Raw genomic sequence first — 23,492 nt, forward strand, 5'->3', positions numbered from 1 at the left:
TGAGGAATCGTGATCGCATTGATGAGCACCCGACGCAAGGCCATGCTTGCCGCCCTGGCGGTCGTTGTGGTCGGCGGCGGCGTGATTTGGTTCACCACGGGCAACGACCCTGAGCGGGCGGGTCCTCCCTTGACCGCCCCGACCGGCGCAGCAAAACCATCCACTTCGTCCACCACGGCCAAAGCCAAGCCGAAGACCACGCCCACGACCAAGGCCACCACGACCCCAACCAACGAGGTGTCTGAGCCCGGCGAGAGCGGGCAGCAACCCGCCCAAACCGCCGAGGCGGTGGGGCCCCGCAGTAACCCGGGTCCGTTCCAGGTGGCCACCGCCAAGGTCCCCTCGGTGGAGGCACAGCTGGCGGCACCCACCGGTGTCGAAGCCAAACCGGCCGTGACGACCGGTCGGCCTGCCTTCGCCGGTAATCAGCAAGGCGCCCAACCCCTCCCCCGTATTGAGCAACCCGTTGAGGGCCGCTTCGCCACCGCCACCGGGTATCGATTCGAGAATCCCCAACCCTTCGGCGACGCCCTCACATTCCTTGTCGTTCAACGCTCAGGCGACTGGGTGCAGGTACAGCTCCCGGTCCGCCCTAACGGCACCACGGCGTGGGTCAGGGCATCCGATGTCACGCTTGGCGAGGTCCCCGGCCACGTCGAGGTGAACTTGGCCCAGCGCACGCTCCGTGTCTTTGAGGGGTCCACCTTGATCGCCGAGACCCCGGTCGCCGTGGGTGTGGACGCCACGCGGACCCCCACGGGGCGACACTTCATCACCGACAAGTTGGATGAGCCGGCCGGCGCCAGCCGCTACCCGTGGAGCCTGGGCATCAGCGCCTACTCCGAGCAACTCGACACCTTCGATGGCGGCGCTCCACAGATCGCCATGCACGGTTGGCGAGACGCATCGGTCTTCGGCAAGGCGAAATCCAACGGCTGCATCCGCGTCCCCACCGATGTGGTCAATCAGCTGGCGGCGATGCCGTTGGGCACCCCGGTGGACGTCTACCCGAGCTGACGCTCGGTGGTCCGACCCTGGCTCAGACCCGACCGGCAACGAACAGGGAGCGCCAGTCGGCAGCGTGCGCCTGAACCACCGCGTCCGGCGTCTGGCGCAAGGCCGACTCGGGCACCATGTCCACCAAGGCCCGCCTCGCCTCATAGTGATGTGGATCGCCCACACCCTCGAACGTGGTGCGACGCAACTCGGCCAACTCGGGGTCGATCGCTGTTGACGCAAAGCCCCAGATGGTGACGGCGACGTCCAGGTCATGGCGCACAGGAGCCCGGCCATAGGAAGCGGCGCGCTTGGCCGCCAGCGCCGCCAAACCGGAAACCAAGTCCTCCCGGTGCTCCCCTGCGCCAAGCGTCAGGTTGTCGACGCAACGCCCGACCAGTGTCAGGGCATAGCCGGTGTCCGGTCCGGGGTTACCCAACCGCGGTCCCCACGGCTGGGGCCCATCGAGTTCACCCGAACGTCCCGGCGTCCATGGGGGTGGAACCCGCGGTGCCGACGTATAGCTCCGTGCCAGAAGGGTGGGGTCTTCAGAGATGTGTGGAGGCGCTGCCATGGTGCACCCATGATACCGGCCCCAGCACAACCCGCTGTGTGCGTTGCGGTTCAGACCCGGTCCACCTCGAACTCGCGCTGATCAGACCGCCGAGTGGTTCAAGCCGAAGACCAGCGAGTCCACCAGCGCCATCCAGGAAGCCTCGATGACGTTGGGTGAAACCCCGATGGTGGTCCAGGTTTCCTCGCCGTCGGTCGAATCGATCAGCACGCGTGTGGTCGCACCCGTGGCGGCGCCTCCGTCGAGCACCCGCACCTTGAAGTCGGTGAGGTGGATGCGGTCCAACTGCGGGTAGTGCGGCGCCAACGCAGTGCGCAACGCAGCATCCAATGCGTTGACCGGGCCGTTGCCCTCCCCCACCGAGGCGATGCGGTCGTCGCCCACCCACACCTTCAGCGTGGCTTCGGTGGCGAGTTCGGCATCCCCATCGGCTCCCTCGCGGTGATACCCCGACACCCGGTAGGCCTCGGTTCGAAAATACGGCTGGGTCCAACCGGCTGCCCGGCGCATCAGCAGTTCCAGCGACGCATCGGCGGCCTCGAACACCCACCCCTGTGCCTCCAGGTCCTTCAGCGTGTCGTTCAGCGAGCCGGCGGCGCGACCGTCCAGGTCCACCCCAAATTCGTCGGCCTTCATCGACATGCCGGTTCGCCCCCCAAGGTCGGACACCAGCACCCGGCTGTGGTTTCCCACGAGGGCCGGGTCGACGTGCTCGTAGGCCGTCGTGCCGGCTCGACGGAGCGCCGAGGTATGCAGCCCTGCCTTGTGAGCAAACGCCGAGGTTCCCACGTAGGGGGCTGCCGGGTTGAGCGGCAGGTTCACCAGTTCGGCCACGTGCCGGCTGACCGGCCCCAGGCGTTCCATCCGCCCCTCCGGCAGGGTCTCGATTCCAAGCTTGAGGGTGAGGTTCGGTATGACGGTGATCAAATCGGCATTGCCGGTGCGCTCGCCGTAGCCGTTGATCGTGCCCTGCACCTGGGTTGCTCCGCCCAAGACACCGGCCACGGCGTTGGCAACGGCACACCCGGTGTCGTCCTGGGTGTGGATGCCCAGGTTCACGCCATCGAGATAGCGGGCGATCTCGGCGGTGATCGCCTGTACCTCGTGCGGGAGGGACCCGCCCTTGGTGTCGCACAACACGATGCAGTCCGCTCCGGCCAACGCCGCCGATTCCAGCACCGACAGCGTGAACTCCGAGTCTTCCTTGTAGCCGTCGAAGCAGTGCTCGACGTCGAAAAACACTCGACGGCCGGCGGCCTTCAGGAAGCGAACCGAGTCGGCCGCCATCGCGCGGCCCTCCTCCAACGTGGTGCCCAGCGCCTCGCGCACCTGCCAGGCGGATCCCTTACCCACGATGCACAGCGTCTCGGTGCCTGCGTCGAGCAGTGCCTGCAGGGTGGGGTCGCTATCGGTCTTGCCCAGCGGCTTCCGGGTGGAACCGAAGGCCAGCAGACGGGACGTGTCCAGTTGCAACTCTCCTGCAGCAGCCCGCCGGAAGAACTCGGAGTCCTTCGGGTTGGCCTGCGGATACCCACCCTCAATCCAGGTCACACCCAGATAATCAAGCTGTTCGGCGATGCGCAGCTTGTCGTCCACCGACAGCGAAATGCCCTCAAACTGCGAGCCGTCCCGCAACGTGGTGTCGAACACGTCGACCCGTTCGGGCAGTTCGAGACCGAACGATGTGTCTGATTCGAGCGTGCTCACGGACGCTCCACCCAGTGGAGGTACGCATCGTCGCCTCCGCGCACCACGTTGGCGTAACGCTCGGCCAGCTCGGTGGTGATGGCCCCCGGACAGGCGATGGGGCGGTCGTCCACCGAGTTCACCGCCGACACCTCCGCTGCCGTGCCCACCAAAAACGCCTCGTCAGCGGTGTACAGATCGCTGCGCACCAGGTTGCCCTCCACCACCTCGTGGCCCATGTCGCCCAACAACCGCGTCACGGTGTGCTGGGTGATGCCCTCGAGCGCGCCGGCGTGCAATGGAGGCGTGGTGATTCGTCCGTTGCTCACGGTGAACAGGTTTTCGCCGGAGCATTCGGCGATCAAACCGGCCCGGTTCAAGAGCACCGCCTCGTCATACCCGGCGTTGAGCGCCTCCACTTTGGCCAACGACGAGTTGACGTAGTTGCCGGTGGTCTTGGCCGCCGGGGGCATGATGTTGTGGTCATGGCGCTGCCAGGAGCTGATCTTCAGTTTGACGCCCTTGGTCACTGCGTCATCCCCCAGGTAGGACCCCCACGGCCAGCAGGCGATGGCAACGTCCACCTTCAAGCCGATGGTCGACAGGCCCATTTCGCCGTATCCGTAGTACGCGATCGGGCGCACGTAACAGCCGTCAAGGCCGGTCGATGCCACCGTTTGTTTGGTGGCGGCCACCAACTCGTCCTCGCTGTAGGGCATCGGCATCATGAGGATGTCCGCCGAACGCTTGAGACGGGCGATGTGATCGGTCAAGCGGAAAATGCCCGGCCCGTCAGGGGTCGGATAGGCCCGAATACCCTCGAACACGCCGGTGCCGTAGTGGAGGGTGTGGGTGAGCACGTGGATCTGTGCCTCGTCCCACGGAACCAGCGAGCCGTTCATCCAGATGAAGGGCGTGGGGGTGAGTGGCATGGTGGCGCTCCTGATTTGGGCGGGTGGCCGGGCGTGTGGGTGGTGTTGAGCTAACGCGTGACGGCGGCGACCAACGCGTCGCCGATCTCTGAGGTGGACCCGACGTAGCGGCGCGGATCCGCGGTGGCGATCTCAATCGCCTCGGCCACCTCGGTCTCCCCAAGGAAGCCGGCCATCAGGCCCGCCGAGATGACCGCAGCAATCGGGTTGGCAATATTTTTGCCGGCGATGTCGGGCGCCGTGCCGTGTACCGGCTCGAACATCGACGGCCCGGTGCGGTCGGGGTTCAGGTTGGCCGACGCCGCATAGGCAACCCCTCCGGCCACCGCCCCGCCCAAGTCGGTGAGGATGTCACCGAAAAGGTTGTCGGTCACGACGACGTCGTAGATCTCGGGCCGCTCAACAAAGTGGATGCAGGCCGCGTCCACATGTTGATACGCGGTCTCAACCTGCGGATACTCGACCGCCACCTCATCAAAGGCCCGCTGCCACAAGTCTCCTGCGAAGGTCAGCACGTTCTTCTTGTGAACCAGCGTGAGGTGGTGGCGCTCGCTGTTGGCCGCCTGCTCGAAGGAGTACCGGATACAGCGTTCGACGCCGTGACGGGTGTTGACCGAGCCCTGCGTGGCGATCTCGTTCGGGGTGTTCTTCCGCAAAAAGCCGCCTTCCCCCGCATAGGTCCCCTCGGTGTTCTCGCGGATCACCTCGAAGTTCACCGTCGGGGGCAGGCGGAAAGGCCGGTAGTTGACGTACATGTCCAGCTCGAACCGCATCCGCAGCAGAATCCCGCGCTCCACCAGCCCCGCCGGTGCGGCCTGGCCCGGCGCGGGGTCGCCGACGGCGCCCAGCAGAAGTGCATCGAGGCCACGCCACTCGGCCATCGTCTCGTCGGGCAGCACCGTGCCATCGCGCAGGTAGCGGGCGGCGCCGAGGTCGTAGTGGGTCAACTCCATCTGGAGACCTGCGGCTTCGAGCACTCGGAGCGCTTGGGCGGTGACCTCGGGGCCGATGCCATCGCCGCCGATCACGCCGACGTGGTGTGGTGGGTTCTTGGTGGAGGTCATGAGGTCGTTGCTCTCAGGATCGGGGCTCTCGGGTACGGGCCGGCGGGTTCGGGGCAAGAAAAAACCGCCCACTTTGGTGGACGGCTGGATGCACGCACCGAGACTCGGTGCGTGCTAACGAATGATGGTTACGGCGAAATGGCCGTGGTGATCACGATTTGATGCCCGGGTCATGACCCACGATGCTACCAGCGCCACCGACGACCTGTCATGAGACATTCAGCGATACCACCCCACGCGTGATGAGTCGGCCCTTCGGCGGTATCGTTGGTTGGTTATGGCATCCACCCATGAGCTGTCCCAGGCCGCACACGACCGACTCAGCACCGAACTCAACGATCTGACGTCACGCGGACGCTTGGAGATCGCAGAGAAGATCGAGGCCGCACGAGAGTTGGGCGACCTGAAGGAAAATGGCGATTACCACGCCGCCAAAGACGAGCAGGGCAAGATGGAGGCTCGCATCGGCCAGATCGCCGGCATCCTGGAGGACGCCGTGGTGGTGGGCAGCGACGGCCCGTCCGATGTCGTGCGCACCGGGGTGAGCGTGTCGTTGCGCTACGAGGATGACGACGAGGTCGACCGGTATCTGTATGGCTCGATCGAGGAGCAGGGGGGCGACTTGGACGTGGTTTCACCCACCTCACCGCTGGGCGAGACCCTCGCCGGCAAGCGCGTGGGCGACACCGTTTCGTTCACGGCCCCCAACGGCAACGAGATCAATGTGAAGATCGTCGCCATCGACGGCTAGAGGCCAGGGCGGGTACCATGCCTCATGTGCGAGACCCCGCACGGGCAGGCTGGGGAGCTGCCCGTATCGACTCTGCGCACCATCCAGGAGGAGCCCAGCTCATGATCGACGACTTCAAGAAGTTCATCAACCAAGGCAACGTGTTGGACCTGGCGGTCGGCCTGGTCATCGGCGCTGCCTTCGCTGTCATCATCAACGCGTTCGTCGATGGTTTGATCAGCCCGCTGATCGGACTGATCCTGCCCGGCATGGACAATCTCGCCACCGCCAGTTTCAAGATCGGCGACTCCACGTTCGTCTACGGCGCAGTGATCGTGGCCGTCATCACCTTCATCGCCATCGCCGCCACGATCTTCTTCCTCGTCGTGCGGCCCTACAACAAGTTCAAGGAGCGCTCCGCCACCGACGCCGATGTCGAACCGACCAACGAGGAGAAGATGGTGGCGCTGCTCGAAGAGATCGCCCGCCAGCCACGCTGACTCACCGGTTGAGCGTCACCGGCCCGGATCGGTCAGTCCGCTGACGGCGCCGGGCCGGTGACGCTGACGCTGCGGCCGAGTACCTCGGCCAGCAGGTTGGTGTTGGCCGAGCCCGCGTACAACTCCAGGTCGATGTCGTCGCCTGCTTCGGCGGGGTTCGCCACCAGCGACACCTCATCGGCCGAGACCAGCACCTCGACGTCGCCCACCTTGTTTGCGTGCGAGCGGTCGAGGCCCACCGCCACCCGCAGGATGCCGGCCAGGGTGCGCACGACCGCACGGTCGACCAGCGACAGGGCACCAAACTCGGGGTGGCGCTGCTCGTCGGGTCGGGCCTTGCGGTGGAAGCGGGCCAGCTGGGCGACCAGCTCGATCTCACGATCGTTGAACCCGGAGAGCCGGTCGGTGTTGCGGACGATGTAGTAGCCGTGCTTGTGGTGGGCGCTGTGGCTGATCATCAGGCCCACGTTGGCCAGCAGGGCACCGGCCTCGAGCAGCTCGCGGTGCTCGGCACCCAGGCCGTGCACCCGCTCGAGACCATCGAAAATCTCCAGGCTCAGGCGGGCGATGCAGCGGGCGTGATCCGGGTCCTCGTCGGCGGCGATCAGCAAGTGCTCCACCGAATGGCGCCGGAGGTCGGCAAGGTGGGCGGTGTCTCCGCCGGTGAGCCGGGCCTGGGCCTCCTGGAGCACCCCCTCCCGGAGAGAGCCCTCCGAGATGGTCAGGCGCTCCCATCCAAAGGCCTCCATCGCCCCCTGAACGATCAACGCCCCCCCAACGATGATGTCGGCCCGGCTCGATTCCATGCCGGGCAGCGCCTTCAACTCCTCGGCCGACGCCGCCCCCAGAATGGCGTCGACCACGGCGTCGAGCTCCTTGCGGGTCATCATCGACCCGTTGGCCGACCTGCCGTTCTCCCCCGCCTTGGCGCGCGCCATCGCCGCCAGGGTCTCGATCGTGCCGGAACACCCGGCGATGACCTCGAACGGCAGGTCGGCCACCGCCGTGGCGAAGGGGGCCAGCGCCGATGCCACGTGTGCCCGGGCTGCCCTCAGCTGCCTGCTGCGGGATTTCTCGGATCCCTCGCCGAACAGCCCGTCTGGAAAGAATCGCCGCGTGGTTCTGATGGCCCCCAGCTTGAAGCTGCGCGAGGCCGCCACCTCGTCGCCGGTGCCATAGAGCACCTCGGTGCTGCCACCGCCGATGTCGATCAACGCGTGAGGTCGATCGAATACGGGCAGCGCTCCCAGAACGCCCAAATGGATCAGGCGAGCCTCTTCCACACCCGAGATCACCTCCACGCTCACGCCGGCCTCCTCGCTCGCACGGCGGATGAACACCGAACGGTTGGAGGCCTCCCGCACGGCGCTGGTCGCCACGGCGACGACGAGTGCGTTGCGATCAGCAGCCAGCTGCGCCGCCCTGGCCAGGGCTGCAATACCACGGTCGATCGCGTCGTCGTCCAGGGTGTCCATGTCGCCGCCACCGGAGCCCAGCCGAACGGTGGCCTTCTCCCGGGTCAGCACCTCGTAGCGACCCTGGTCGAGTGCGCGCGCCAACACGGTGTGAATCGAGTTGGTGCCGATGTCGATCGCAGCGATCGCGCCGAGTTCCTGGCCGGGGGAATCGCTGGGTTCGTCGCCGCTCACCGACCGAAGGGTAACCGTGCCACGCTCACCATCGGCACGGTGCGACCGATGCCACCGTCGCACGACACAGCGTGATCCGGCCAGACTGGAGTGGTGCAGCGACGCGAGCTCGGATGGGACGACACCTGGGAGGAAACCTGGGCCGACGCGTGCCGCCCCGGGCTGGTACCCGCCAGGGTGACCCGGATCGACAAGGGCGGGCTCAGCGTCGACGGTGCAGACGTCTCCTTTGGACGTCAGCTGATCGTGGCCGGCAAGAAGGCGCGCGACGCCGTGGTGGGCGATTGGTGTGGGCTCGACCCGGACACGGCGCGCATCGAGCTGAGGCTGCCGCGCCGAAGCGTGTTGGAGCGACGCTCGCCCGGTGCCGACCGGGACGACCTGGCGCTCAGCGCCAAGGCGGTCGCCGCCAACCTGGACCACCTGCTGGTGCTCCAGCCGCTGGACGTGGGGGTCAACCCTGCCCGTCTCGTCCGCGAGTTGGTGATCGCCTGGGAAAGCGGCGCTCAACCGGCGGTGGTGCTGACGAAGTCCGACCAGGTGGATGCCTCGGCGCTGGCCGAGGCCCGAGCAGCCGCCGGCGCCGCAGCGCCGGGTGTGGATGTGGTGGCGGTGTCCAACCTCACCGGACACGGGCTGCACGAGCTGCGCCCGCTGCTTCGGCCGGGCATCACGGTTGCGCTGCTCGGGGCCTCCGGTGCCGGAAAGTCCAGTCTCGTCAATGCGCTGGCCGGACGTCGGGTGGCCCTCACCGGCAACGTACGCGAGAGCGATCTGCGGGGGCGCCACACCACGGTCACCGGACAGTTGTTGGCACTCAGGGACGGCGGGCTGCTGATCGATACCCCCGGCATTCGCGGGGTGGGTCTGTGGCGGGCATGGGACGGGTTGGCCATGGCCTTCTCCGACGTTGAGTCGGTGGCTGATACCTGCCGATTCGAAGACTGCGCCCACACCGGCGAGGCCGGCTGCTCGGTCGTCGACGCCATCGAGGCTGATCGGCTGGAGCTGTACCGGTCGCTCTCCGCCGAGTTGACCCGCCTGGACGAACAGCTTGAGATTCGCACGCGGGACGTCCAGCGCGAGACCAACCAGCGATCCAGGCGCAAAGCACAACGGCGTCGCCCCCCGACCTGACCCTCACCCACCCGCGGCACCCAAACCCGGCAGCGCCGAGCAACACCGCAGCGCGTCCGTAGGCCCCGATGCCGACCCAGCGCCGGTAGCGTGGAACCCCATGACCGTCAACGTCTCGGAACTGTTCGATCCCGACCTCTGGGCCGAGGTGCCCGGCTTCGAGGCGCTCGCAGACATCACGTATCACCGGGCCATCGATCAGGGCACGGTTCGAGTTGCATTCAACCGACCAAAGGTACGCAACGCCTTCCGTCCCGACACCGTCGATGAGCTGTACCGCGTGCTTGAGCATGCCCGTACCACCTCCGACGTTGGATGTGTGCTGCTGACCGGCAACGGCCCCTCGCCCAAAGATGGCGGATGGGCGTTCTGTTCAGGCGGCGACCAACGCATTCGGGGCCGCGACGGCTACCGCTATGCAGAGGGTGACACCGCCGAGAGCATCGACCCTGCCCGCTCCGGGCGGCTGCACATCCTGGAGGTGCAGCGATTGATCAGGTTCATGCCCAAGGTGGTGATCTGCGTCGTGCCCGGATGGGCGGCCGGCGGCGGCCACAGCCTGCACGTCGTCTCCGACCTCACCGTGGCCAGCAGGCAGCATGCCCGGTTCAAGCAGACCGATGCGGACGTCGCCAGCTTTGACGGCGGCTACGGCTCGGCCTACCTCGCCCGTCAGGTGGGCCAGAAGTTCGCGCGCGAGATCTTCTTCCTCGGCGATGAGTACTCCGCCGAAGACGCCCACCGAATGGGCATGGTGAACGCCGTGGTCGACCACGGCCAGCTCGAGAACGTCGCACTCGAGTGGGGAGCGAAAATCAACGCCAAAAGCCCGATGGCCCAGCGGATGCTGAAGTACTCGTTCAACCTGATCGACGACGGCCTGGTCGGGCAGCAACTGTTCGCCGGTGAGGCCACGCGCCTGGGCTACATGACCGAGGAGGCCGCCGAGGGTCGGGATTCCTTCCTCGAGAAACGCGACCCTGACTGGTCGCCGTACCCCTGGTACTACTGAAACCCCTGGTACTACGGAATCCGTGGTGGTAGGGAACTTCCTGGTACTACTGAACCCGGTCGGCCGGGGCCACCACCCGGGCGACCCCGTCTCGTCGCTGGTCACCGACGGCCACGTTGGGGGTGGCCACCAGGTGGAGGCCACCGAAGTAGAGGTCCTGGTGATCCCACTCGACCACTCGGTATCGCTCCTCCAGCGCCGCCAACACCTCGATCGGCATGCCGGGTTCCACCTGCAGCGAACTGCCATCCCAGTGCATCCGTGGCGCCTCAACCGCCTCCGCCGGGGTCAGCCGACCTGCGACCAAGTCGGCGGCCACCTGCATGATGGTTGAGCGGATGCGTTCCGAGCCGCCGCTGCCCAGCGCCATCACGCGGTCCCCTCCATGGAGGGCCAGCGCCGTCGGTGCCATCATCGAGGGGATGCGCGAGCCGGGCTCCGCGGCCTCAAAACCGGCGGGGTGGAGGTCTTCCTCTCCCATCATGTTGTTGAGTTGTATGCCGGTGCCCGGTATGAACTCACCCGACCCGGACCCGTTGGAGGCGGTCATCGACGCCACATTGCCCCAGCGGTCGATCACCGAGAGATGGGTGGTGCCCTGAACGGCGCCGACCAGGCGGCTGCGGGCCTCGGCCTGCGCCACCATGGCGTCGGCCAGAGCGACGGCACCGTCAGGGACTCGCCGATCCGAACCCCGACGGTCGGCGAGCAGCCGCTGTAGCCCCAGCGCCACCAGGCGACCACCGAATGCAGGCGCCGGGTTGGTCCACCCTCCCTCACCGGTCAGGTCGAGCGACAGCGGTGTCCTTGCTTCCACCCGGTAGTCGTCCAGGTCGGCGGAGGTGACCGCACCACCAAGTTCGTCGGCCGAGAACCCGTTGCGATCGCCTGCAGCGATCTCGGCCAGCACCGCGGCCTGGCGAGGGTTGTGAAAATGGTCGTTGACGCCGAGCGGCCGACCATCCCGGAGGTACAGCGCTGCGCCGGTTGAGCTTCGGGCCATGACCGGCGCCAGCAGCGACACCACCCGCACCATCGGGGCCGCACTCTGCCCGAGGCCGGCCGCCTCAATCGCAGGACGCACCACCTGCGCCAGCGGCAGGCTGCCCAGTAGGCCGTGCACCTCCAAAAGTCCGGGAAGCAGGCCCGGCACGGCCACAGAGCCCGGACCGACGTGGAAGGTCTGCGTGGCCGCCCCGAAGGCGATCGGCACCGCCACGGGTGGCGCCACCGGCCGGACCCTGCCCAGGCCGGGCACTGCGGTGAAGAAGTCAAACAGCACCGGGGCGCGTCCGGGGCCGGTTGCCAACAAAAACCCGCCGCCGGCCAGGCTGGTGTACAACGGTTCGGCGGCGGTGGCCGCAAAACCAGCCGCAACAGCAGCATCCCAGGCGTTGCCGCCCGCCCCCAACATGGCGGCAGCCGCATCCGCGGTCACCGGGTGGCCGGCTGCCACCAGGCCCAGCGCGGCGCCGTCACCCATGCCGACGACCGCCAACGGCCAGTGAGAGCTCGGCTGCCGCCTGCAGGACGTGCGTTCCGTAGCTGGCGCCGGGGTCGACACCGATCCGGTCGACGGGCCCCGAGATTCCGACGGCGGCCACCACCGTGGCGCCCGCACCCCTCACCGGCGCCGAGACCGAACCCACGCCATCGGCACGCTCCCCGACGGTGACGACCCAGCCCTCGGGTCCGACCGCACCCAACAGCGCCCGCCCCCCCGAACCAACCTCGATGGGCACGCGGGCTCCCTCGCCCACAATGGTTCGAAGCTCGTGCGTGGCCTCCACCGACACCACGCACACCCGCCACTCACCGTCGGGCAGCCACAGCTGGGCGCTCTCCCCCGTGACGTCCCTGAGGCGCGTGACCACCGGGCGGGCGGTATCGGCGAGCGCCGAGTCGGACAGCGCCAGCGCCGCCAGCCCCACCAGGCGATACCCCAGGGCGAAGCTGCCATCCGCCGTGCGTCGGAGCAGGCCGTGATCGTCCAGCGACGAGGCCAGTCGGTGAACCGTGGCCCGACTCATACCAGTTGCTTCGGTCAGCTCGGCCAGCTTGGCGGGGCCCTGCTCAAGGGCCGCCACGATCGACATCGCCTTATCGAGTACCCCAACCCCGGTGCCCGGGTTGCCGTCGGTTGAAGACATGGCTACCATCGTACCACAGGGCAAGACGCCAATCTCATTATGTGAGATGGTTTCGAGAACGCACCAGCCCCCCCGCCACCAGAAACTCACCTGCAACTCGGTGCAACGAGAGGAAACGAGATGTCGAACGCTCCAACAACCACCGGCCCACGAACGCTCAGCCAAAAGGTCTGGGATCACCACGTGGTCCATTCGGCCGAGGGCGAGCCCGACGTCCTGTACATCGACCTTCACCTGATCCACGAGGTGACCTCGCCGCAGGCGTTCGAAGGCCTCCGCATGGCCGGACGGTCGATGCGTCGGCCCGAGTTGACCCTCGCCACCGAGGACCACAACGTGCCCACCGCCGACATCGGGCTGCCGATCGTCGACCCGGTGTCCCGTAAGCAGATCGACACGCTGCGCTCCAACGCCGACGACTTCGGTGTCACCGCCTACCCGATGGGCAACAAGCGCCAGGGAATCGTTCACATCATCGGCCCCGAGCAGGGCCTCACCCTGCCCGGCATGACCATCGTGTGCGGTGACTCCCATACCGCCACACACGGTGCCTTCGGATCGCTGGCCTTCGGCATCGGCACCTCCGAGGTGGAACACGTGATGGCCACCCAGTGCCTCAGCCAGGTCAAGCCGAAGACGCTGGCCATCAACGTCGAGGGCGAACTGCCTGCCGGCTCGACGGCGAAGGACATCATCCTGGCCATCCTCGGTCGCCTCGGCACCGGCGGCGGCATCGGCTACATCGCCGAGTACCGCGGCTCGGCAATCCGCGCGCTCTCCATGGAGGGGCGCATGACCGTGTGCAACATGTCGATCGAGGCGGGCGCCAAGGCCGGACTGATCGCCCCGGACCAGACCACCTACGACTACGTCCAGGGCCGTCCCCACGCGCCCACCGGCGAGGCCTGGGAGCAGGCGATCGCCGACTGGTCGCAACTGGCCACCGACGAGGGCGCGATCTTCGATAAGGAGATCACCCTCGACGCCGCCGAGATCCGCCCGCACATCTCCTGGGGGACCAACCCCGGGCAGGTGGTACCCCTGGACGGCGTCGTACCCGACCCGGCCTCGTTCGATGACCCCACCGAGGCCTCCGCCGCCGAGCGTGCACTCGAGTACATGGACCTCAAGGCGGGGCAACCGATGAAGGAGGTGGGCGTGGACGTGATCTTCATCGGCTCGTGCACCAACGCCCGCATCGAGGACCTACGTGCCGCCGCCGCCGTCGTTGCGGGCCGCAGGGTGGCCGCCGGGCTGCGCACCTTCGTGGTGCCGGGCTCCCACGCGGTGAAGGCCCAAGCCGAAGCCGAGGGCCTCGACGCCGTGTTCACCGACGCAGGATTCGACTGGCGTGAGCCCGGGTGCTCGATGTGTTTGGGCATGAACCCCGACACCCTTGCCCCCGGCGAACGGTCGGCGTCCACCTCGAACCGCAACTTTGAAGGTCGTCAGGGCCGCGGCGGACGGACCCACCTGGTCTCGCCCGAGGTGGCCGCGGCCACGGCGATCGCCGGCCACTTCGCCGAGCCCGCCGACCTGTAAGCCGCGCCGACCCCTCCCTCAGCTTTCCGCCCGAATCAGTTCTCCGTTTCCCCGAAAGGACCACCATCATGGATCCAGTCCGCATCATCTCCGGCCGCGCCGTCCCTCTCGACCGCTCCGACGTCGACACCGATCAGATCATCCCCTCCGACTGGCTCAAGCGGGTGGAGCGCAACGGCTTTGACCGTGGTCTGTTCTCCGAGTGGCGCGACGACCGCAACTTCGTGCTGAACGACGAGCGCTACCAGGGCGCCAACATCCTGGTTGCCGGACCCAACTTCGGCACGGGTTCGTCTCGCGAACACGCCGTGTGGGCGCTGCAGCAATACGGGTTCGACGCCGTCATCTCACCCCGGTTCGGCCCCATCTTCGTCAATAACGCCACCAAGGTGGGCCTGGTGCCGGTGACGGTCAGCTTCGAGTTGGGTGAGCGCCTTCTCAAAGCCCTCGAAGAAGACCCCACGCTGATGTTGGAGATCGACGTGGAGGCAGCCACCGTCGAGGTACAGGCACTCGGCGTGGAGGAGTCCTTCACCCTGGAGCCTTCCGCCCAGTACCGCCTGGTCAACGGCCTGGACGACATCTCCCTCACGCTCTCCCACACCGACGCCATCGACGCGTTCGAGGCCCGGCGTCCCGTCTGGATGCCAAGCCTGGAGGCCGCCGGCTGATGCCGCCAGCTTGGCCCGATTTCTCAGTAGGCTGAGGCGATGGCCAACCCGATGCTCAACGACAAATCGCTGGAGAAGGCGTCCACCTGGGGCCCTGGGTCGGCGGCCTCGGCCGACACGATGACCCAGTGGCCGCCGCCCGGCATGGAACGCCCTGTTGGGCTCGACGGCGAAAGCCGGGGCATGACGATGCGGGGCACCGCCTGGGCAACCGCTGCGCTCCTGGCGTTGCTGTTGATCAGCGCCACGTACGGGTGGGTGCAGACCGGCTCACCCACGACGAGCCTGAACTCCGCAGGACAACCGGTGGTCAACTACACCATCCCGATGCTGGCCTGGGTGGGCGTCGGCGTGGGCTTCATCTGCGTCATCGGCCTCTACTTCAAACCCCGTATGGCCAAGGTCATCGGCCCGATCTACGCGCTGGCCCAAGGCTTCTTCGTCGGCGCCATCTCCAAGATGTACGAGTCGTTCCAGGGCGGCATCGTCGTGCAGGCGATCGGGGCCACGCTCGCCGTGTTCCTGGTCATGTTGTTCCTGTACGGCTTCCGCATCATCAAGGTGACCGACAAGTTCCGTCGCACGGTCATCTTCGCCACCCTCGGCATCATGGTGTTCTACGGCGTCAGCTTCATCATCAGCCTGTTCGCAGGCGCTGGGTCGGTGAGCTTCCTCTCCAGCTCGACCCCACTCAGCATCGGCTTCAGCGTCATCGTCGCCGGCATCGCCGCCATGAACCTGGCGCTCGACTTCGACTTCATCGAGCGTGGCGAAAAGATGGGCCTCGACCGCGACTTCGAGTGGTACGGCGCCTTCGGTCTGCTGGTCACCATCATCTGGCTGTACCTGGAGCTGCTGCGCCTGCTCTCCAAGCTCCGCAACTGAGGCGGACCGGAGCGGCACTGGCGGCCCGACCGGCTCACGTCGGATCGCGGCTCGCCGTTCCGGCCCTGACCCGTAGGATCTTGGCCAGGCGCACGAGCGTTTCCTCAAGGTCGTACTTCACCTGCCCCCAGGTGATGCGCACGGTGAGATAGCCGAACGAGGCCGCCTCGGCGTCGCGCAGCCGATCCGACTCGAAGTCACGCTCCCTGGTGTGCCAGCTGCGGGAGTCGTTCTCGCCGATCACCATCTCGTCAGCCCACAGATGGTCCACCCGAACATCCCAAGGCATCCGCACCTGCTGACGAGGGGGCAGTCCCCCAGAGGCGGCCCATCGCTCCAGAAACAATCGCTCCAGTTCGCTCTCCGAGCCGCCGCCCGTACGCCGCTCGCTCAGGATGCGACGAAGCGCAGGCGTGCCACGAATACCGCGACCGGCCTGGTCATCGACCATCTGCTCCAGGGCCGCCAACGGCAGCCGGCGCTGAGCAAAGCTCAGGTCAACCACCCGATCCAGCTCACCGGCGGGCAACACCGCTGCCAGGTCGAAAAGCGTCTGAGGCACCGTCGTGACGATTACTCCATCGAGGTACTGAGAACGAACGCGACGGCGTCGACGAAAGAGTCGCACCCCTGCCGGCCCTGCGGCGTTGAGGTCGGTCGTCGACACGTCGACGGGTCCACCGGCCGAAATGCGCAGACCTGGGAGGTCATGGAGGTGACCGGCGGTTCAGTGGCTGACGGTCGCGCCCGGCACCGCAAGCGAGCCGGCATGGGCACGGCCCAAGGTGTCGGTGGGCACCGGCCCGAGCGCCACCACGTTACGCCCAAGCGCCACCCACCTGCCCGATGCGATCCGGTGGCGAACCATCCGTGGGGTCAGTCCAACCTGGAGTAGCTGGGTGCGCGATGCCACCCCGTGTTGCTTGGCCGCCAACCGTCTCAGCACCGCCTCGTTCAGCATGAACGAATCCTCGTTCCGGCTTGACCAGATGTCACCGGGTGCCCGTCCCCGGGTACTTCGAGCCGGCCACCGCGCTGGTGCCCTACGGACGTCGCGCGTCGAGGTGGGGCCAACCGGGATTCAACTGGCTGAAGGTGACGCCGGCGCGGCCCGAGAACACATTTGAGTGCTCCGACGGTCACCAAGTCGCGGCGGTGCCTGCGGGTGCGCCTGCGGGGCCCACCTCAGCCGATCGACTGAACCGACTCGATCCCATCGCCGGTGCGCAACACTTCAACCACCTTGGCCGGAGTCGCCTGCGTGGTGGTGACCACCATGAGTGAACCCTCGCCCGACGGGTCCTTCCCCACGTTCATGTCCTCGATGTTCACCTTGGCCTCGCCGAGCACGCCACCGACAAAGCCGATGCGGCCAGGCACGTCGCTGTTGTGAATGACCAGCATGTGGGCGCCGACCGAGATGTCGACGGTGTGGTCGTCCACGCCAACGACCTTGGGCATCTGCTTGAGTCCCACCAACGCTCCTGACACCGACCGACCGCCACCGCTGATGGTGATGCGGCTCAGGTAATCAACCGCTTCGGTGCAGCTGATCGCTCGCACCTCGATGCCTTGCTGCTCGGCGATCTGGGGGGCGTTGACGTAGCTGACCGGCTGGCCGGTGATCGCCCCGAAAAAGCCCTTCTGGGCGGACAGGGCGAGCAGGCGGGTGTCGTGCTCGGCGATCTGCCCGCACAGCTCGATTTCGACGTGCGGGGCGTTGGCACCCACCAGCCCGGCGAAGATCCGGCCCAGTTCGTCGGCCAGGCCGAGGAACGGGCGCACCGTCGTCGGCACCTCGGCCGCCTCGACGTTCACGGCAAAGGGAACGAAGTCACCCGCCAGCGCCAGCAGCACCATGTCGGCGATCACATCGCCCGCCTTGTCCTGGGCCTCGGTGGTTGAAGCACCCAAATGGGGGGTGACGATGACGTTGTCCAGCTCAAACAGGGGTGATTCAGTGGTGGGCTCTGATGCGAACACATCCAGCGCCGCACCGGCGACGTGACCCGAGCGCACGGCGTCGGCCAGATCCTGCTCAACGATGATCCCGCCCCGGGCCACGTTGACGATCCGCAGGCCGGGGCGTGCCTTTGCCAGCCGATCGGCGTCGAGGAGTCCCACCGTCTCGGGGGTCCTTGCCAGATGCAGGGTGACGAAGTCGGACCGTTGCAACAGGTCGTCCAGTTCCAACAACTCGACGTTGAGCTGTCTGGCCCGCTCGGCGGACACGAACGGGTCATAGGCCACCAACTTCATGCCGAAGGCCATGGCCCGTTGGGCAACCAGCGTGCCGATGCGGCCCAGGCCGATCACGCCCAGGGTTTTGTCGGCCAATTCCACGCCGTTCCACTGGCTGCGTTCCCATCGGCCCTGTCGCAGCGCAGCGCATGCCTGAGGAACGTTCCGGGCGAGCGCCAACAGCATGGCCATGGTGTGTTCGGCTGCAGACAGCGTGTTGGACTGCGGTGCGTTCACCACCATCACGCCCCGCTTGGTGGCGGCGGCGACGTCCACGTTGTCCAACCCGATACCGGCACGGCCCACCATCACCAGGTCGCTCCCGGCGGCCAGCACCTCGTCGGTCACCTGCGTGGCCGATCGGATGATCAGCGCCGCAGCACCGGGCACGGCCTCTACCAGTTGTTTCGGGCTGAGGCCCAGCTGGACGTCGACGGAGTGCCCGGCCTCCCGAAGGCGGTCGAGCCCAGGATCGGCGATCTTCTCGGTTACCAGGATACGAGCCATGTCTTCATCGTGACCGCTCCCCGGCCCTCGCCACAACGTGACCGGTATCGCAGTGCGATCCGACACCTGCAACGGTCACGCTCCCACCGCCACGAAGCGACCGGGCAACGCCAACGGGACGTAGCATTCTGGCTGCATGAACATCCTGCTCACCGGAGCGACCGGCTACATCGGCGGGCGGCTGGCGCCCCGTCTTCTCGATGATGGACACCAGGTCCGATGCCTCGTACGAACCCCATCCAAGCTTCGCGACGTGCCGTGGCGGGATTCGGTCGAGCTCGCCGACGGCGACGTGCTCCGACCCGAGACGCTCGAACAGGCGATGGAGGGCATCGACGTCGTCTACTACCTCGTCCACTCGCTCGGCGGCGCCGACTTTGTCGAGGTGGATCGTCGAGCCGCCTCCAACGTTGCCAAGGCGGCCGAGCACGCCGGGGTGAAGCGCATCATCTACCTGGGCGGCCTCCACCCGGAGGGCGACGAGCTTTCAGATCACCTGGCCTCCCGCCAGGAGGTGGGGCAGGTGTTTCTCGACGGCGAGGTGCCCGCCGCGGTGCTTCAGGCCGCGATCATTTTGGGTTCGGGCTCGGCGTCCTTCGAGATGATGCGATACCTCACCGAGCGGTTGCCCGCGATGATCACGCCGAAGTGGGTCCACAACCGCATCCAGCCGATCGCGGTGCGAGACGTCATCTGGTACCTCGCCCAGGCGGTGCACCTCGACGACGACGTCAACCGCACCTTCGATATTGGCGGCCCCGAAGTGTTCACCTACGTGGAGATGATGCAGCGATACGCCAAGGTTGCGGGGTTGCGCCGTCGCATCATCATCCCCGTGCCGGTGCTCACCCCCAAGTCGTCGGCCCACTGGGTCAACGTGGTCACCCCGGTGCCCCGCTCCATCGCAGCGCCGTTGATCGAGTCGGTGATCCACGAGGTGGTCACCGACGAGCACGACCTGGCCGACCAGGTCGGGGAGCCGCCGTGGGGTCCCACCGGATACGAACAAGCGGTATCGCTGGCGCTCGAACGCATCAAGCGGGGCGAGGTCACCACCCGCTGGTCGAACGCCTCGACCGCCGGAGCACCGTCTGATCCGCTGCCCAGCGATCCGGACTGGACCGGCGGCAGCATCTACCTCGACCGGCGCGAATTGGCCTGCGACGCCGGTCCGGGCCTGCTCTGGGAGGTGGTCGAGGGCATCGGCGGCGATCGGGGCTGGTACTCGTTCCCCCTCGCCTGGTCGGTGCGAGGATGGATGGACCGCCTGGTCGGCGGAGTTGGGCTGCGACGCGGGCGCCGCAACCCCAACCGGCTCTTTGTCGGCGAGGCGTTGGACTTCTGGCGGGTCGAGGAGCTTGAACGGGGCCGCCTGCTTCGGCTCCGGGCCGAGATGAAGGTGCCGGGCCTGGCGTGGCTGGAGTTCCGGGTCGAGCCGGGGTCAACCGGGGATTCCACATCAACGCTGCATCAACTGGCGACGTTTGTGCCCACCGGGCTGGCGGGCCACGTCTACTGGTGGCTGGTCTGGCCGTTCCACGGGATCGTTTTTGGCGGCATGTTGCGCAACATCGCCAAAAGCGCCGAGCGGCACCGCGAACTTGAAAACCGAAGCTGAGGCGATCCTGAGCCCGGTCGTCCTCCTCGCCCGATGCTCCGTCGGGCCTTATCCCACGGTCGCCAAGCCACCATCGACGGGGATGATCGCACCGGTGACGTAGGCACCGGCACGGGAAGCAAGGAAGCGGGCAACCCCGGCCATGTCGTCGGGGCGCCCAATCCGCTTCAGCGGCGCCTGCTCGGCGATCTGCTCGCCGAAGCTCTCCAGCGTGGCCGCCATCATCTTCGACTCGAACGGTCCAGGTGCAACCGCGTTCACGGTGATCGCCGGTGCGAGTTGCTTGGCGAGGTGCCGGGTGAGTTGGTGGACCGCCGCCTTGGATGACGAGTACGAATACGTCTCCATGATCGGCACCTGGATGCCATCGATCGAGCCGATGTTGATCACCCGCGCCGGCTCCTCGGCGCTGCCGGCCGCACGGAGAAGGGGCAGACAGAACTTGGTCACGTGAAACACGCCGGCCACGTTCAGGTTGAGTACCCGGTCCCACGATGCCTGGTCGTGATCCTCCAGGGGCGCACCCCAGGTGGCACCGGCGTTGTTCACCAGCACGTCCAGGTGATCGGTCTGGGCGCCAACAGCGTCGGCCAGTGCCCGAGCGCCATCCTCGCTGCTGAGGTCGGCCACGATTGCCGAGGCGCTTCCGCCGCCCAGATCATTGAGTTCGGCGGCGGTCGTCTCCAGTTCCGCAGCCTTCCGGGCGGCGATGAACACTCGGGCCCCGTCTGCGACGAACCCGCGGGCGATCATGGCACCGATGCCTCGGGAACCGCCCGTGACCAATGCGGTCTTGCCCCTCACCGAAAACAGGTCGTCACTCATGTTGTTCCCCCAGCTTGGTTGTGGCGAGCGAGTGTACCGAGACCCAGCAGCGCACACCCTGAAAGGATGTGTCGGTGACCGAGCGCCACACCGTCGCCACTTCGCTCGGCGAGGCGCCGATCGCTGCGTTCATGCTCGGTGGGGTTTCGATGTACGTCGGAGCCGCCATTGCGGTCGGCCTGTTCGACGAGGTCGGTGCGGGCAGCACCGCCTGGCTTCGATTGTTCGGAGCGACCGTCGCCTTGGTGGTTCTTACCCGCCCTTGGCGTCGGCGCCTGCGGCACCTCCTGGCGTCCCGGACGGTGCTCGGCGCCGCGCTCACCTTCGGGATCATCTCGGCGACCATGAACACGTCGTTCTACCTCGCCCTCAACAGCCTGCCGTTGGGTACGGCCGTGGCGCTTGAGTTCACAGGGCCCATCGCCGTGGGTCTCTGGGCGGCCCGAACCCGCCGCAACGTTGCCGCAGTGGCACTGGCGTCGGCGGGCGTGATCCTGCTGGCCCGCATCGAATGGCGGGCCAATGCCAACGGCCTCCTCTTCGTGGCGATCGCAGCAGCGTGTTGGGCCGGGTACGTCATCCTCGGCAAACGGCTGGCGGGTCACGGCCTGGGGGTGACCGGGTTGTGCCTCTCCACTTTGATGGGCACGCTCGCACTCGCGCCCGTCTTCGCCCCGGGGGCCGTGCCGGCGCTGACCAGCCCGACACTGGCCCTGACGGCGCTTGCGGTGGGGGTGCTGGCCAATGTGGTGCCCTACGGCATCGACCAGTTGGTGTTGCCCCGCCTGACCCACGGCCAGTTCGCCCTGCTGCTGGCGGTGCTTCCGGCAACCGCCACCCTGGTGGCTGCGATCACCTTGCGCCAGATTCCAACAACGGTCGAGTTGCTCGGCATCATCGCCGTGTCGGCTGGTGTCGCCCTACGCGACGCGCCCTCGACCCCTGAGCTGACAACGGACGCGCTGCTCTGAACAGGCGGGCGGTGAGTAAGCATGCTGCACGAAGGCATGCCGTGAGCCGTGAGCCAGGAGCGCCTCGTCGCCCTACGTGGCCAGCGAGGCGGCCTCGGGGTGTAACGCCACCCAACCCTCCCACGCCGAGGCAACCATGTCGTCCAGGTTGCGGCTGGCGGTCCACCCCAGGACGTCGGCGATGCGATCCACTTTGGCCACCAGCGCGGCAGGGTCGCCGGGGCGTCGCGCCACCACCTGTGCGCCCACCGGGCGGCCAAGCACTCGACCGATGGCGTCAATCACCTCCTGCACCGACGATCCTTCGCCCGTGCCAACGTTGAGCACCAGACCGTTCACCTCGGCACCCCCGCCAGAACCGCCAGAACCGGCAGCGAGCGCGTCGAGCGCGCAGATGTGGGCATCGGCCAGGTCTGCGATGTGCACGTAGTCGCGGATGCAGGTGCCGTCGGGGGTGGGCCAGTCGGCGCCGAAGATCCGGGGCGCCTCGCCGCGCGTCAGCGCGTCAAACACCATCGGGATCAGGTTGAACACCCCAGGATCGCCCAGTTCGGGGGTGGCCGCGCCTGCCACGTTGAAGTATCGGAGTGCGGCGTAACTCAGGCCTGCGGAGCGGGCAACATCGGCCAGCAGCCACTCGCCGATCAGCTTCGATTCGCCGTACGGGTTGATCGGCTGAGCCGGGGTGTCTTCGCTGATCAGCCCATCGGTCGCCATGCCGTAGGTGGCGGCCGACGACGAGAACAGAAAGCGGTCGACGCCCGCATCGACGCAGCACTCCAGCAGCGTGGCCATGGCGGTGACGTTCTGGCGGTAGTACCACAGCGGGCGTGCCACCGACTCGCCCACCTGTTTCTTGGCGGCGATGTGGATCACCGAGGTGACCCCGAGGTCGCCGAGGACCGCCGACACCACACGGGCATCACCAACGTCACCCTCAACAAACGGGACACCGTCAGGCAACCGGTCTGCCGTTCCGGTCGACAAGTCGTCGAGCACCGCCACCCGCCGCCCCGAGGAGGCCAGCGCATGGCTGATGTGGGCGCCGATGTAGCCGGCGCCCCCGGTCACCAGGATCGTGCCACTGTCGTCGTTTGCGTCGGTCATGGTGCCAGGTTATGAGGCGTGTCGGCCCGGGTCGGCTTCGAGGGGCAGGCCGAGCGAGATCAGTTCATGTCGCAGCTTGTCGGGGTTGGTAAAGAGCAGTGCCGTCATTCCAAAGTTTCGGGCGGCGTCCACGTTGTCGAGGCGATCGTCGATGAACACCGCATGGGAGGCCTCGACCCGAAACCGCTCGCACGCCATTGCGTAGATGGCCGGATCGGGCTTGATCACTCCGACGTCCCCCGACAGCAGCCACCCGTCCAAGCGGTGCAGCACCGCAAAGCGTGGATCCTCAACGATACGGTCGAAGGTGGAACGGGCGAAGTTGGAAAGCGCGTACCGGGGAACTCCGGCCCTGCCCAATTCGTCGATGATCTCCACCGTGCCGGCGATCGGCTCGGCCAGGGTTTCGGGCCATCGCGTCCAGTACGCCCAGATCAGTTCGCCATGCTCCGGGTGGCGAGCCTCGACCTCGGCCAGAACGTCGGTGTGGGAACGGCCACGGTCGAGTTCCTCGTTGACCGCCACCGTCATCACCTCGGAGGTAAACCTCCCAAGCTCGACGGGATCGGGGATCAATTCGGCGTAGAGCCGTCGAGGAGACCACGGCATCACCACGTTGCCAAGGTCGAAGAACACCACCTGCGGAGTTCCGGTCATGGCGGCTTTCTAGTTCACGATGGCGTCGGACGTCACGG

At 67.1% G+C, this 23,492-nt stretch carries 23 protein-coding genes; 10 read left to right on the forward strand and 13 right to left on the reverse strand.

The genetic code is table 11. From position 1 onward, the window contains the following. The first annotated feature begins 9 nt into the window (after nucleotides 1–9). Nucleotides 10–1,017 (forward strand): L,D-transpeptidase family protein, encoded by a 1,008-nt coding sequence (locus tag MPARV_RS22030; RefSeq protein ID WP_051011865.1) that lies wholly within the window; start codon nucleotides 10–12, stop codon nucleotides 1,015–1,017. A gap of 22 nt (nucleotides 1,018–1,039) precedes the next feature. Here MPARV_RS22030 and MPARV_RS0102150 read toward each other — a convergent pair whose 3' ends face one another. From MPARV_RS0102150 to MPARV_RS0102165, 4 genes are all read right to left on the reverse strand, one after another. Continuing rightward, nucleotides 1,040–1,570, reverse strand: a complete 531-nt coding sequence (locus MPARV_RS0102150) for a hypothetical protein (protein WP_172636543.1) — start codon at nucleotides 1,568–1,570, stop codon at nucleotides 1,040–1,042. A gap of 81 nt (nucleotides 1,571–1,651) precedes the next feature. Beyond that, nucleotides 1,652–3,277 carry a citramalate synthase gene (gene cimA, locus MPARV_RS0102155; protein ID WP_020377066.1) on the reverse strand — a complete coding sequence of 542 codons (1,626 nt, stop codon included), beginning with the start codon at nucleotides 3,275–3,277 and terminating at the stop codon, nucleotides 1,652–1,654. Continuing rightward, nucleotides 3,274–4,188 (reverse strand): branched-chain amino acid transaminase, encoded by a 915-nt coding sequence (locus tag MPARV_RS0102160; RefSeq protein ID WP_012230493.1) that lies wholly within the window; start codon nucleotides 4,186–4,188, stop codon nucleotides 3,274–3,276. The genes cimA and MPARV_RS0102160 overlap by 4 nt, the downstream gene beginning before the upstream one ends. 50 nt (nucleotides 4,189–4,238) lie before the next feature. Beyond that, nucleotides 4,239–5,252 (reverse strand): 3-isopropylmalate dehydrogenase, encoded by a 1,014-nt coding sequence (locus MPARV_RS0102165; protein WP_031277074.1) that lies wholly within the window; start codon nucleotides 5,250–5,252, stop codon nucleotides 4,239–4,241. A gap of 277 nt (nucleotides 5,253–5,529) precedes the next feature. Between MPARV_RS0102165 and MPARV_RS0102170 the strand changes: the two genes are divergently transcribed. Then, nucleotides 5,530–6,003 (forward strand): GreA/GreB family elongation factor, encoded by a 474-nt coding sequence (locus MPARV_RS0102170; protein ID WP_012230490.1) that lies wholly within the window; start codon nucleotides 5,530–5,532, stop codon nucleotides 6,001–6,003. A 101-nt stretch (nucleotides 6,004–6,104) separates the two neighbouring features. Beyond that, complete coding sequence (gene mscL, locus MPARV_RS0102175) at nucleotides 6,105–6,482, forward strand: large conductance mechanosensitive channel protein MscL (RefSeq protein ID WP_012230485.1); 378 nt, start codon at nucleotides 6,105–6,107, stop codon at nucleotides 6,480–6,482. Nucleotides 6,483–6,514: 32 nt separating this feature from the next. Here mscL and MPARV_RS23365 read toward each other — a convergent pair whose 3' ends face one another. Then, on the reverse strand, nucleotides 6,515–8,131 hold the full coding sequence (locus tag MPARV_RS23365) for a Ppx/GppA phosphatase family protein (RefSeq protein WP_012230483.1): 1,617 nt from the start codon (nucleotides 8,129–8,131) through the stop codon (nucleotides 6,515–6,517). A gap of 93 nt (nucleotides 8,132–8,224) precedes the next feature. Here MPARV_RS23365 and rsgA point away from each other — a divergent pair, with 93 nt between their 5' ends. Further along, a complete protein-coding gene (gene rsgA / locus MPARV_RS24485) occupies nucleotides 8,225–9,268 on the forward strand; it encodes a ribosome small subunit-dependent GTPase A (protein WP_012230467.1) in 1,044 nt (347 codons plus the stop codon). A gap of 100 nt (nucleotides 9,269–9,368) precedes the next feature. Beyond that, nucleotides 9,369–10,280 carry a 1,4-dihydroxy-2-naphthoyl-CoA synthase gene (locus MPARV_RS0102190; RefSeq protein WP_012230466.1) on the forward strand — a complete coding sequence of 304 codons (912 nt, stop codon included), beginning with the start codon at nucleotides 9,369–9,371 and terminating at the stop codon, nucleotides 10,278–10,280. Between the two features lie 46 nt (nucleotides 10,281–10,326). Here the strand turns inward: MPARV_RS0102190 and MPARV_RS0102195 are convergent, their stop codons facing one another. Continuing rightward, a complete protein-coding gene (locus tag MPARV_RS0102195) occupies nucleotides 10,327–11,763 on the reverse strand; it encodes a gamma-glutamyltransferase (protein ID WP_020377071.1) in 1,437 nt (478 codons plus the stop codon). Next, nucleotides 11,756–12,430: an IclR family transcriptional regulator gene (locus MPARV_RS0102200; RefSeq protein WP_020377072.1), complete on the reverse strand. Its 675-nt coding sequence runs from the start codon at nucleotides 12,428–12,430 to the stop codon at nucleotides 11,756–11,758. The genes MPARV_RS0102195 and MPARV_RS0102200 overlap by 8 nt, the downstream gene beginning before the upstream one ends. 120 nt (nucleotides 12,431–12,550) lie before the next feature. Between MPARV_RS0102200 and leuC the strand changes: the two genes are divergently transcribed. The 3 genes from leuC to MPARV_RS0102215 all read left to right on the forward strand — a co-directional run bounded on the left by leuC (nucleotide 12,551) and on the right by MPARV_RS0102215 (nucleotide 15,528). Then, on the forward strand, nucleotides 12,551–13,972 hold the full coding sequence (gene leuC / locus MPARV_RS0102205) for a 3-isopropylmalate dehydratase large subunit (protein WP_012230463.1): 1,422 nt from the start codon (nucleotides 12,551–12,553) through the stop codon (nucleotides 13,970–13,972). 68 nt (nucleotides 13,973–14,040) lie between these two features. Continuing rightward, nucleotides 14,041–14,643 carry a 3-isopropylmalate dehydratase small subunit gene (leuD, locus tag MPARV_RS0102210; protein WP_012230462.1) on the forward strand — a complete coding sequence of 201 codons (603 nt, stop codon included), beginning with the start codon at nucleotides 14,041–14,043 and terminating at the stop codon, nucleotides 14,641–14,643. A 39-nt stretch (nucleotides 14,644–14,682) separates the two neighbouring features. Then, nucleotides 14,683–15,528, forward strand: a complete 846-nt coding sequence (locus MPARV_RS0102215; protein WP_020377073.1) for a Bax inhibitor-1/YccA family protein — start codon at nucleotides 14,683–14,685, stop codon at nucleotides 15,526–15,528. 34 nt (nucleotides 15,529–15,562) lie between these two features. Here MPARV_RS0102215 and MPARV_RS22035 read toward each other — a convergent pair whose 3' ends face one another. From MPARV_RS22035 to serA, 3 genes are all read right to left on the reverse strand, one after another. After that, the gene (locus tag MPARV_RS22035) at nucleotides 15,563–16,195 is read right to left on the reverse strand and encodes a hypothetical protein (protein ID WP_020377074.1); all 633 of its coding nucleotides are present in this window, start codon (nucleotides 16,193–16,195) and stop codon (nucleotides 15,563–15,565) included. Between the two features lie 60 nt (nucleotides 16,196–16,255). Continuing rightward, nucleotides 16,256–16,489, reverse strand: coding sequence for a type IV toxin-antitoxin system AbiEi family antitoxin domain-containing protein (locus MPARV_RS0102225; RefSeq protein WP_020377075.1), 234 nt, complete (start codon nucleotides 16,487–16,489; stop codon nucleotides 16,256–16,258). A 224-nt stretch (nucleotides 16,490–16,713) separates the two neighbouring features. After that, the gene (gene serA / locus MPARV_RS0102230) at nucleotides 16,714–18,276 is read right to left on the reverse strand and encodes a phosphoglycerate dehydrogenase (protein WP_020377076.1); all 1,563 of its coding nucleotides are present in this window, start codon (nucleotides 18,274–18,276) and stop codon (nucleotides 16,714–16,716) included. Between the two features lie 136 nt (nucleotides 18,277–18,412). On the opposite strand from serA, the gene MPARV_RS0102235 reads away from it, so the two are divergent. Continuing rightward, the gene (locus MPARV_RS0102235; RefSeq protein ID WP_020377077.1) at nucleotides 18,413–19,894 is read left to right on the forward strand and encodes an SDR family oxidoreductase; all 1,482 of its coding nucleotides are present in this window, start codon (nucleotides 18,413–18,415) and stop codon (nucleotides 19,892–19,894) included. 48 nt (nucleotides 19,895–19,942) lie between these two features. Here the strand turns inward: MPARV_RS0102235 and MPARV_RS0102240 are convergent, their stop codons facing one another. Beyond that, nucleotides 19,943–20,719 carry an SDR family oxidoreductase gene (locus tag MPARV_RS0102240; protein WP_012230457.1) on the reverse strand — a complete coding sequence of 259 codons (777 nt, stop codon included), beginning with the start codon at nucleotides 20,717–20,719 and terminating at the stop codon, nucleotides 19,943–19,945. Between the two features lie 74 nt (nucleotides 20,720–20,793). Between MPARV_RS0102240 and MPARV_RS0102245 the strand changes: the two genes are divergently transcribed. Beyond that, a complete protein-coding gene (locus MPARV_RS0102245; RefSeq protein ID WP_202948798.1) occupies nucleotides 20,794–21,690 on the forward strand; it encodes an EamA family transporter in 897 nt (298 codons plus the stop codon). 72 nt (nucleotides 21,691–21,762) lie between these two features. Here MPARV_RS0102245 and galE read toward each other — a convergent pair whose 3' ends face one another. Together galE and MPARV_RS0102255 are read right to left on the reverse strand one after the other, a co-directional pair. Next, on the reverse strand, nucleotides 21,763–22,797 hold the full coding sequence (gene galE, locus MPARV_RS0102250) for a UDP-glucose 4-epimerase GalE (protein ID WP_012230454.1): 1,035 nt from the start codon (nucleotides 22,795–22,797) through the stop codon (nucleotides 21,763–21,765). Between the two features lie 9 nt (nucleotides 22,798–22,806). Next, a complete protein-coding gene (locus MPARV_RS0102255; RefSeq protein WP_012230445.1) occupies nucleotides 22,807–23,454 on the reverse strand; it encodes an HAD family hydrolase in 648 nt (215 codons plus the stop codon). Between the last annotated feature and the right edge of the window lie 38 nt (nucleotides 23,455–23,492).

The organism is Candidatus Microthrix parvicella Bio17-1 (genome assembly GCF_000299415.1).
Taxonomy (GTDB): Bacteria; Actinomycetota; Acidimicrobiia; order Acidimicrobiales; family Microtrichaceae; genus Microthrix; species Microthrix parvicella.

Excerpts from the sequence above, each read along its gene's own strand:
- MPARV_RS0102150 (WP_172636543.1), bottom strand. The coding sequence starts at position 1,570 with ATGGCAGCGCCTCCACACATCTCTGAAGACCCCACCCTTCTGGCACGG.
- MPARV_RS0102160 (WP_012230493.1), bottom strand. The coding sequence starts at position 4,188 with ATGCCACTCACCCCCACGCCCTTCATCTGGATGAACGGCTCGCTGGTT.
- MPARV_RS0102165 (WP_031277074.1), bottom strand. The coding sequence starts at position 5,252 with ATGACCTCCACCAAGAACCCACCACACCACGTCGGCGTGATCGGCGGC.
- MPARV_RS0102170 (WP_012230490.1), top strand. The coding sequence starts at position 5,530 with ATGGCATCCACCCATGAGCTGTCCCAGGCCGCACACGACCGACTCAGC.
- mscL (WP_012230485.1), top strand. The coding sequence starts at position 6,105 with ATGATCGACGACTTCAAGAAGTTCATCAACCAAGGCAACGTGTTGGAC.
- MPARV_RS0102190 (WP_012230466.1), top strand. The coding sequence starts at position 9,369 with ATGACCGTCAACGTCTCGGAACTGTTCGATCCCGACCTCTGGGCCGAG.
- MPARV_RS0102195 (WP_020377071.1), bottom strand. The coding sequence starts at position 11,763 with ATGGGTGACGGCGCCGCGCTGGGCCTGGTGGCAGCCGGCCACCCGGTG.
- MPARV_RS0102200 (WP_020377072.1), bottom strand. The coding sequence starts at position 12,430 with ATGTCTTCAACCGACGGCAACCCGGGCACCGGGGTTGGGGTACTCGAT.
- leuC (WP_012230463.1), top strand. The coding sequence starts at position 12,551 with ATGTCGAACGCTCCAACAACCACCGGCCCACGAACGCTCAGCCAAAAG.
- leuD (WP_012230462.1), top strand. The coding sequence starts at position 14,041 with ATGGATCCAGTCCGCATCATCTCCGGCCGCGCCGTCCCTCTCGACCGC.
- MPARV_RS0102215 (WP_020377073.1), top strand. The coding sequence starts at position 14,683 with ATGGCCAACCCGATGCTCAACGACAAATCGCTGGAGAAGGCGTCCACC.
- MPARV_RS0102225 (WP_020377075.1), bottom strand. The coding sequence starts at position 16,489 with ATGCTGAACGAGGCGGTGCTGAGACGGTTGGCGGCCAAGCAACACGGG.
- serA (WP_020377076.1), bottom strand. The coding sequence starts at position 18,276 with ATGGCTCGTATCCTGGTAACCGAGAAGATCGCCGATCCTGGGCTCGAC.
- MPARV_RS0102235 (WP_020377077.1), top strand. The coding sequence starts at position 18,413 with ATGAACATCCTGCTCACCGGAGCGACCGGCTACATCGGCGGGCGGCTG.
- MPARV_RS0102240 (WP_012230457.1), bottom strand. The coding sequence starts at position 20,719 with ATGAGTGACGACCTGTTTTCGGTGAGGGGCAAGACCGCATTGGTCACG.
- galE (WP_012230454.1), bottom strand. The coding sequence starts at position 22,797 with ATGACCGACGCAAACGACGACAGTGGCACGATCCTGGTGACCGGGGGC.
- MPARV_RS0102255 (WP_012230445.1), bottom strand. The coding sequence starts at position 23,454 with ATGACCGGAACTCCGCAGGTGGTGTTCTTCGACCTTGGCAACGTGGTG.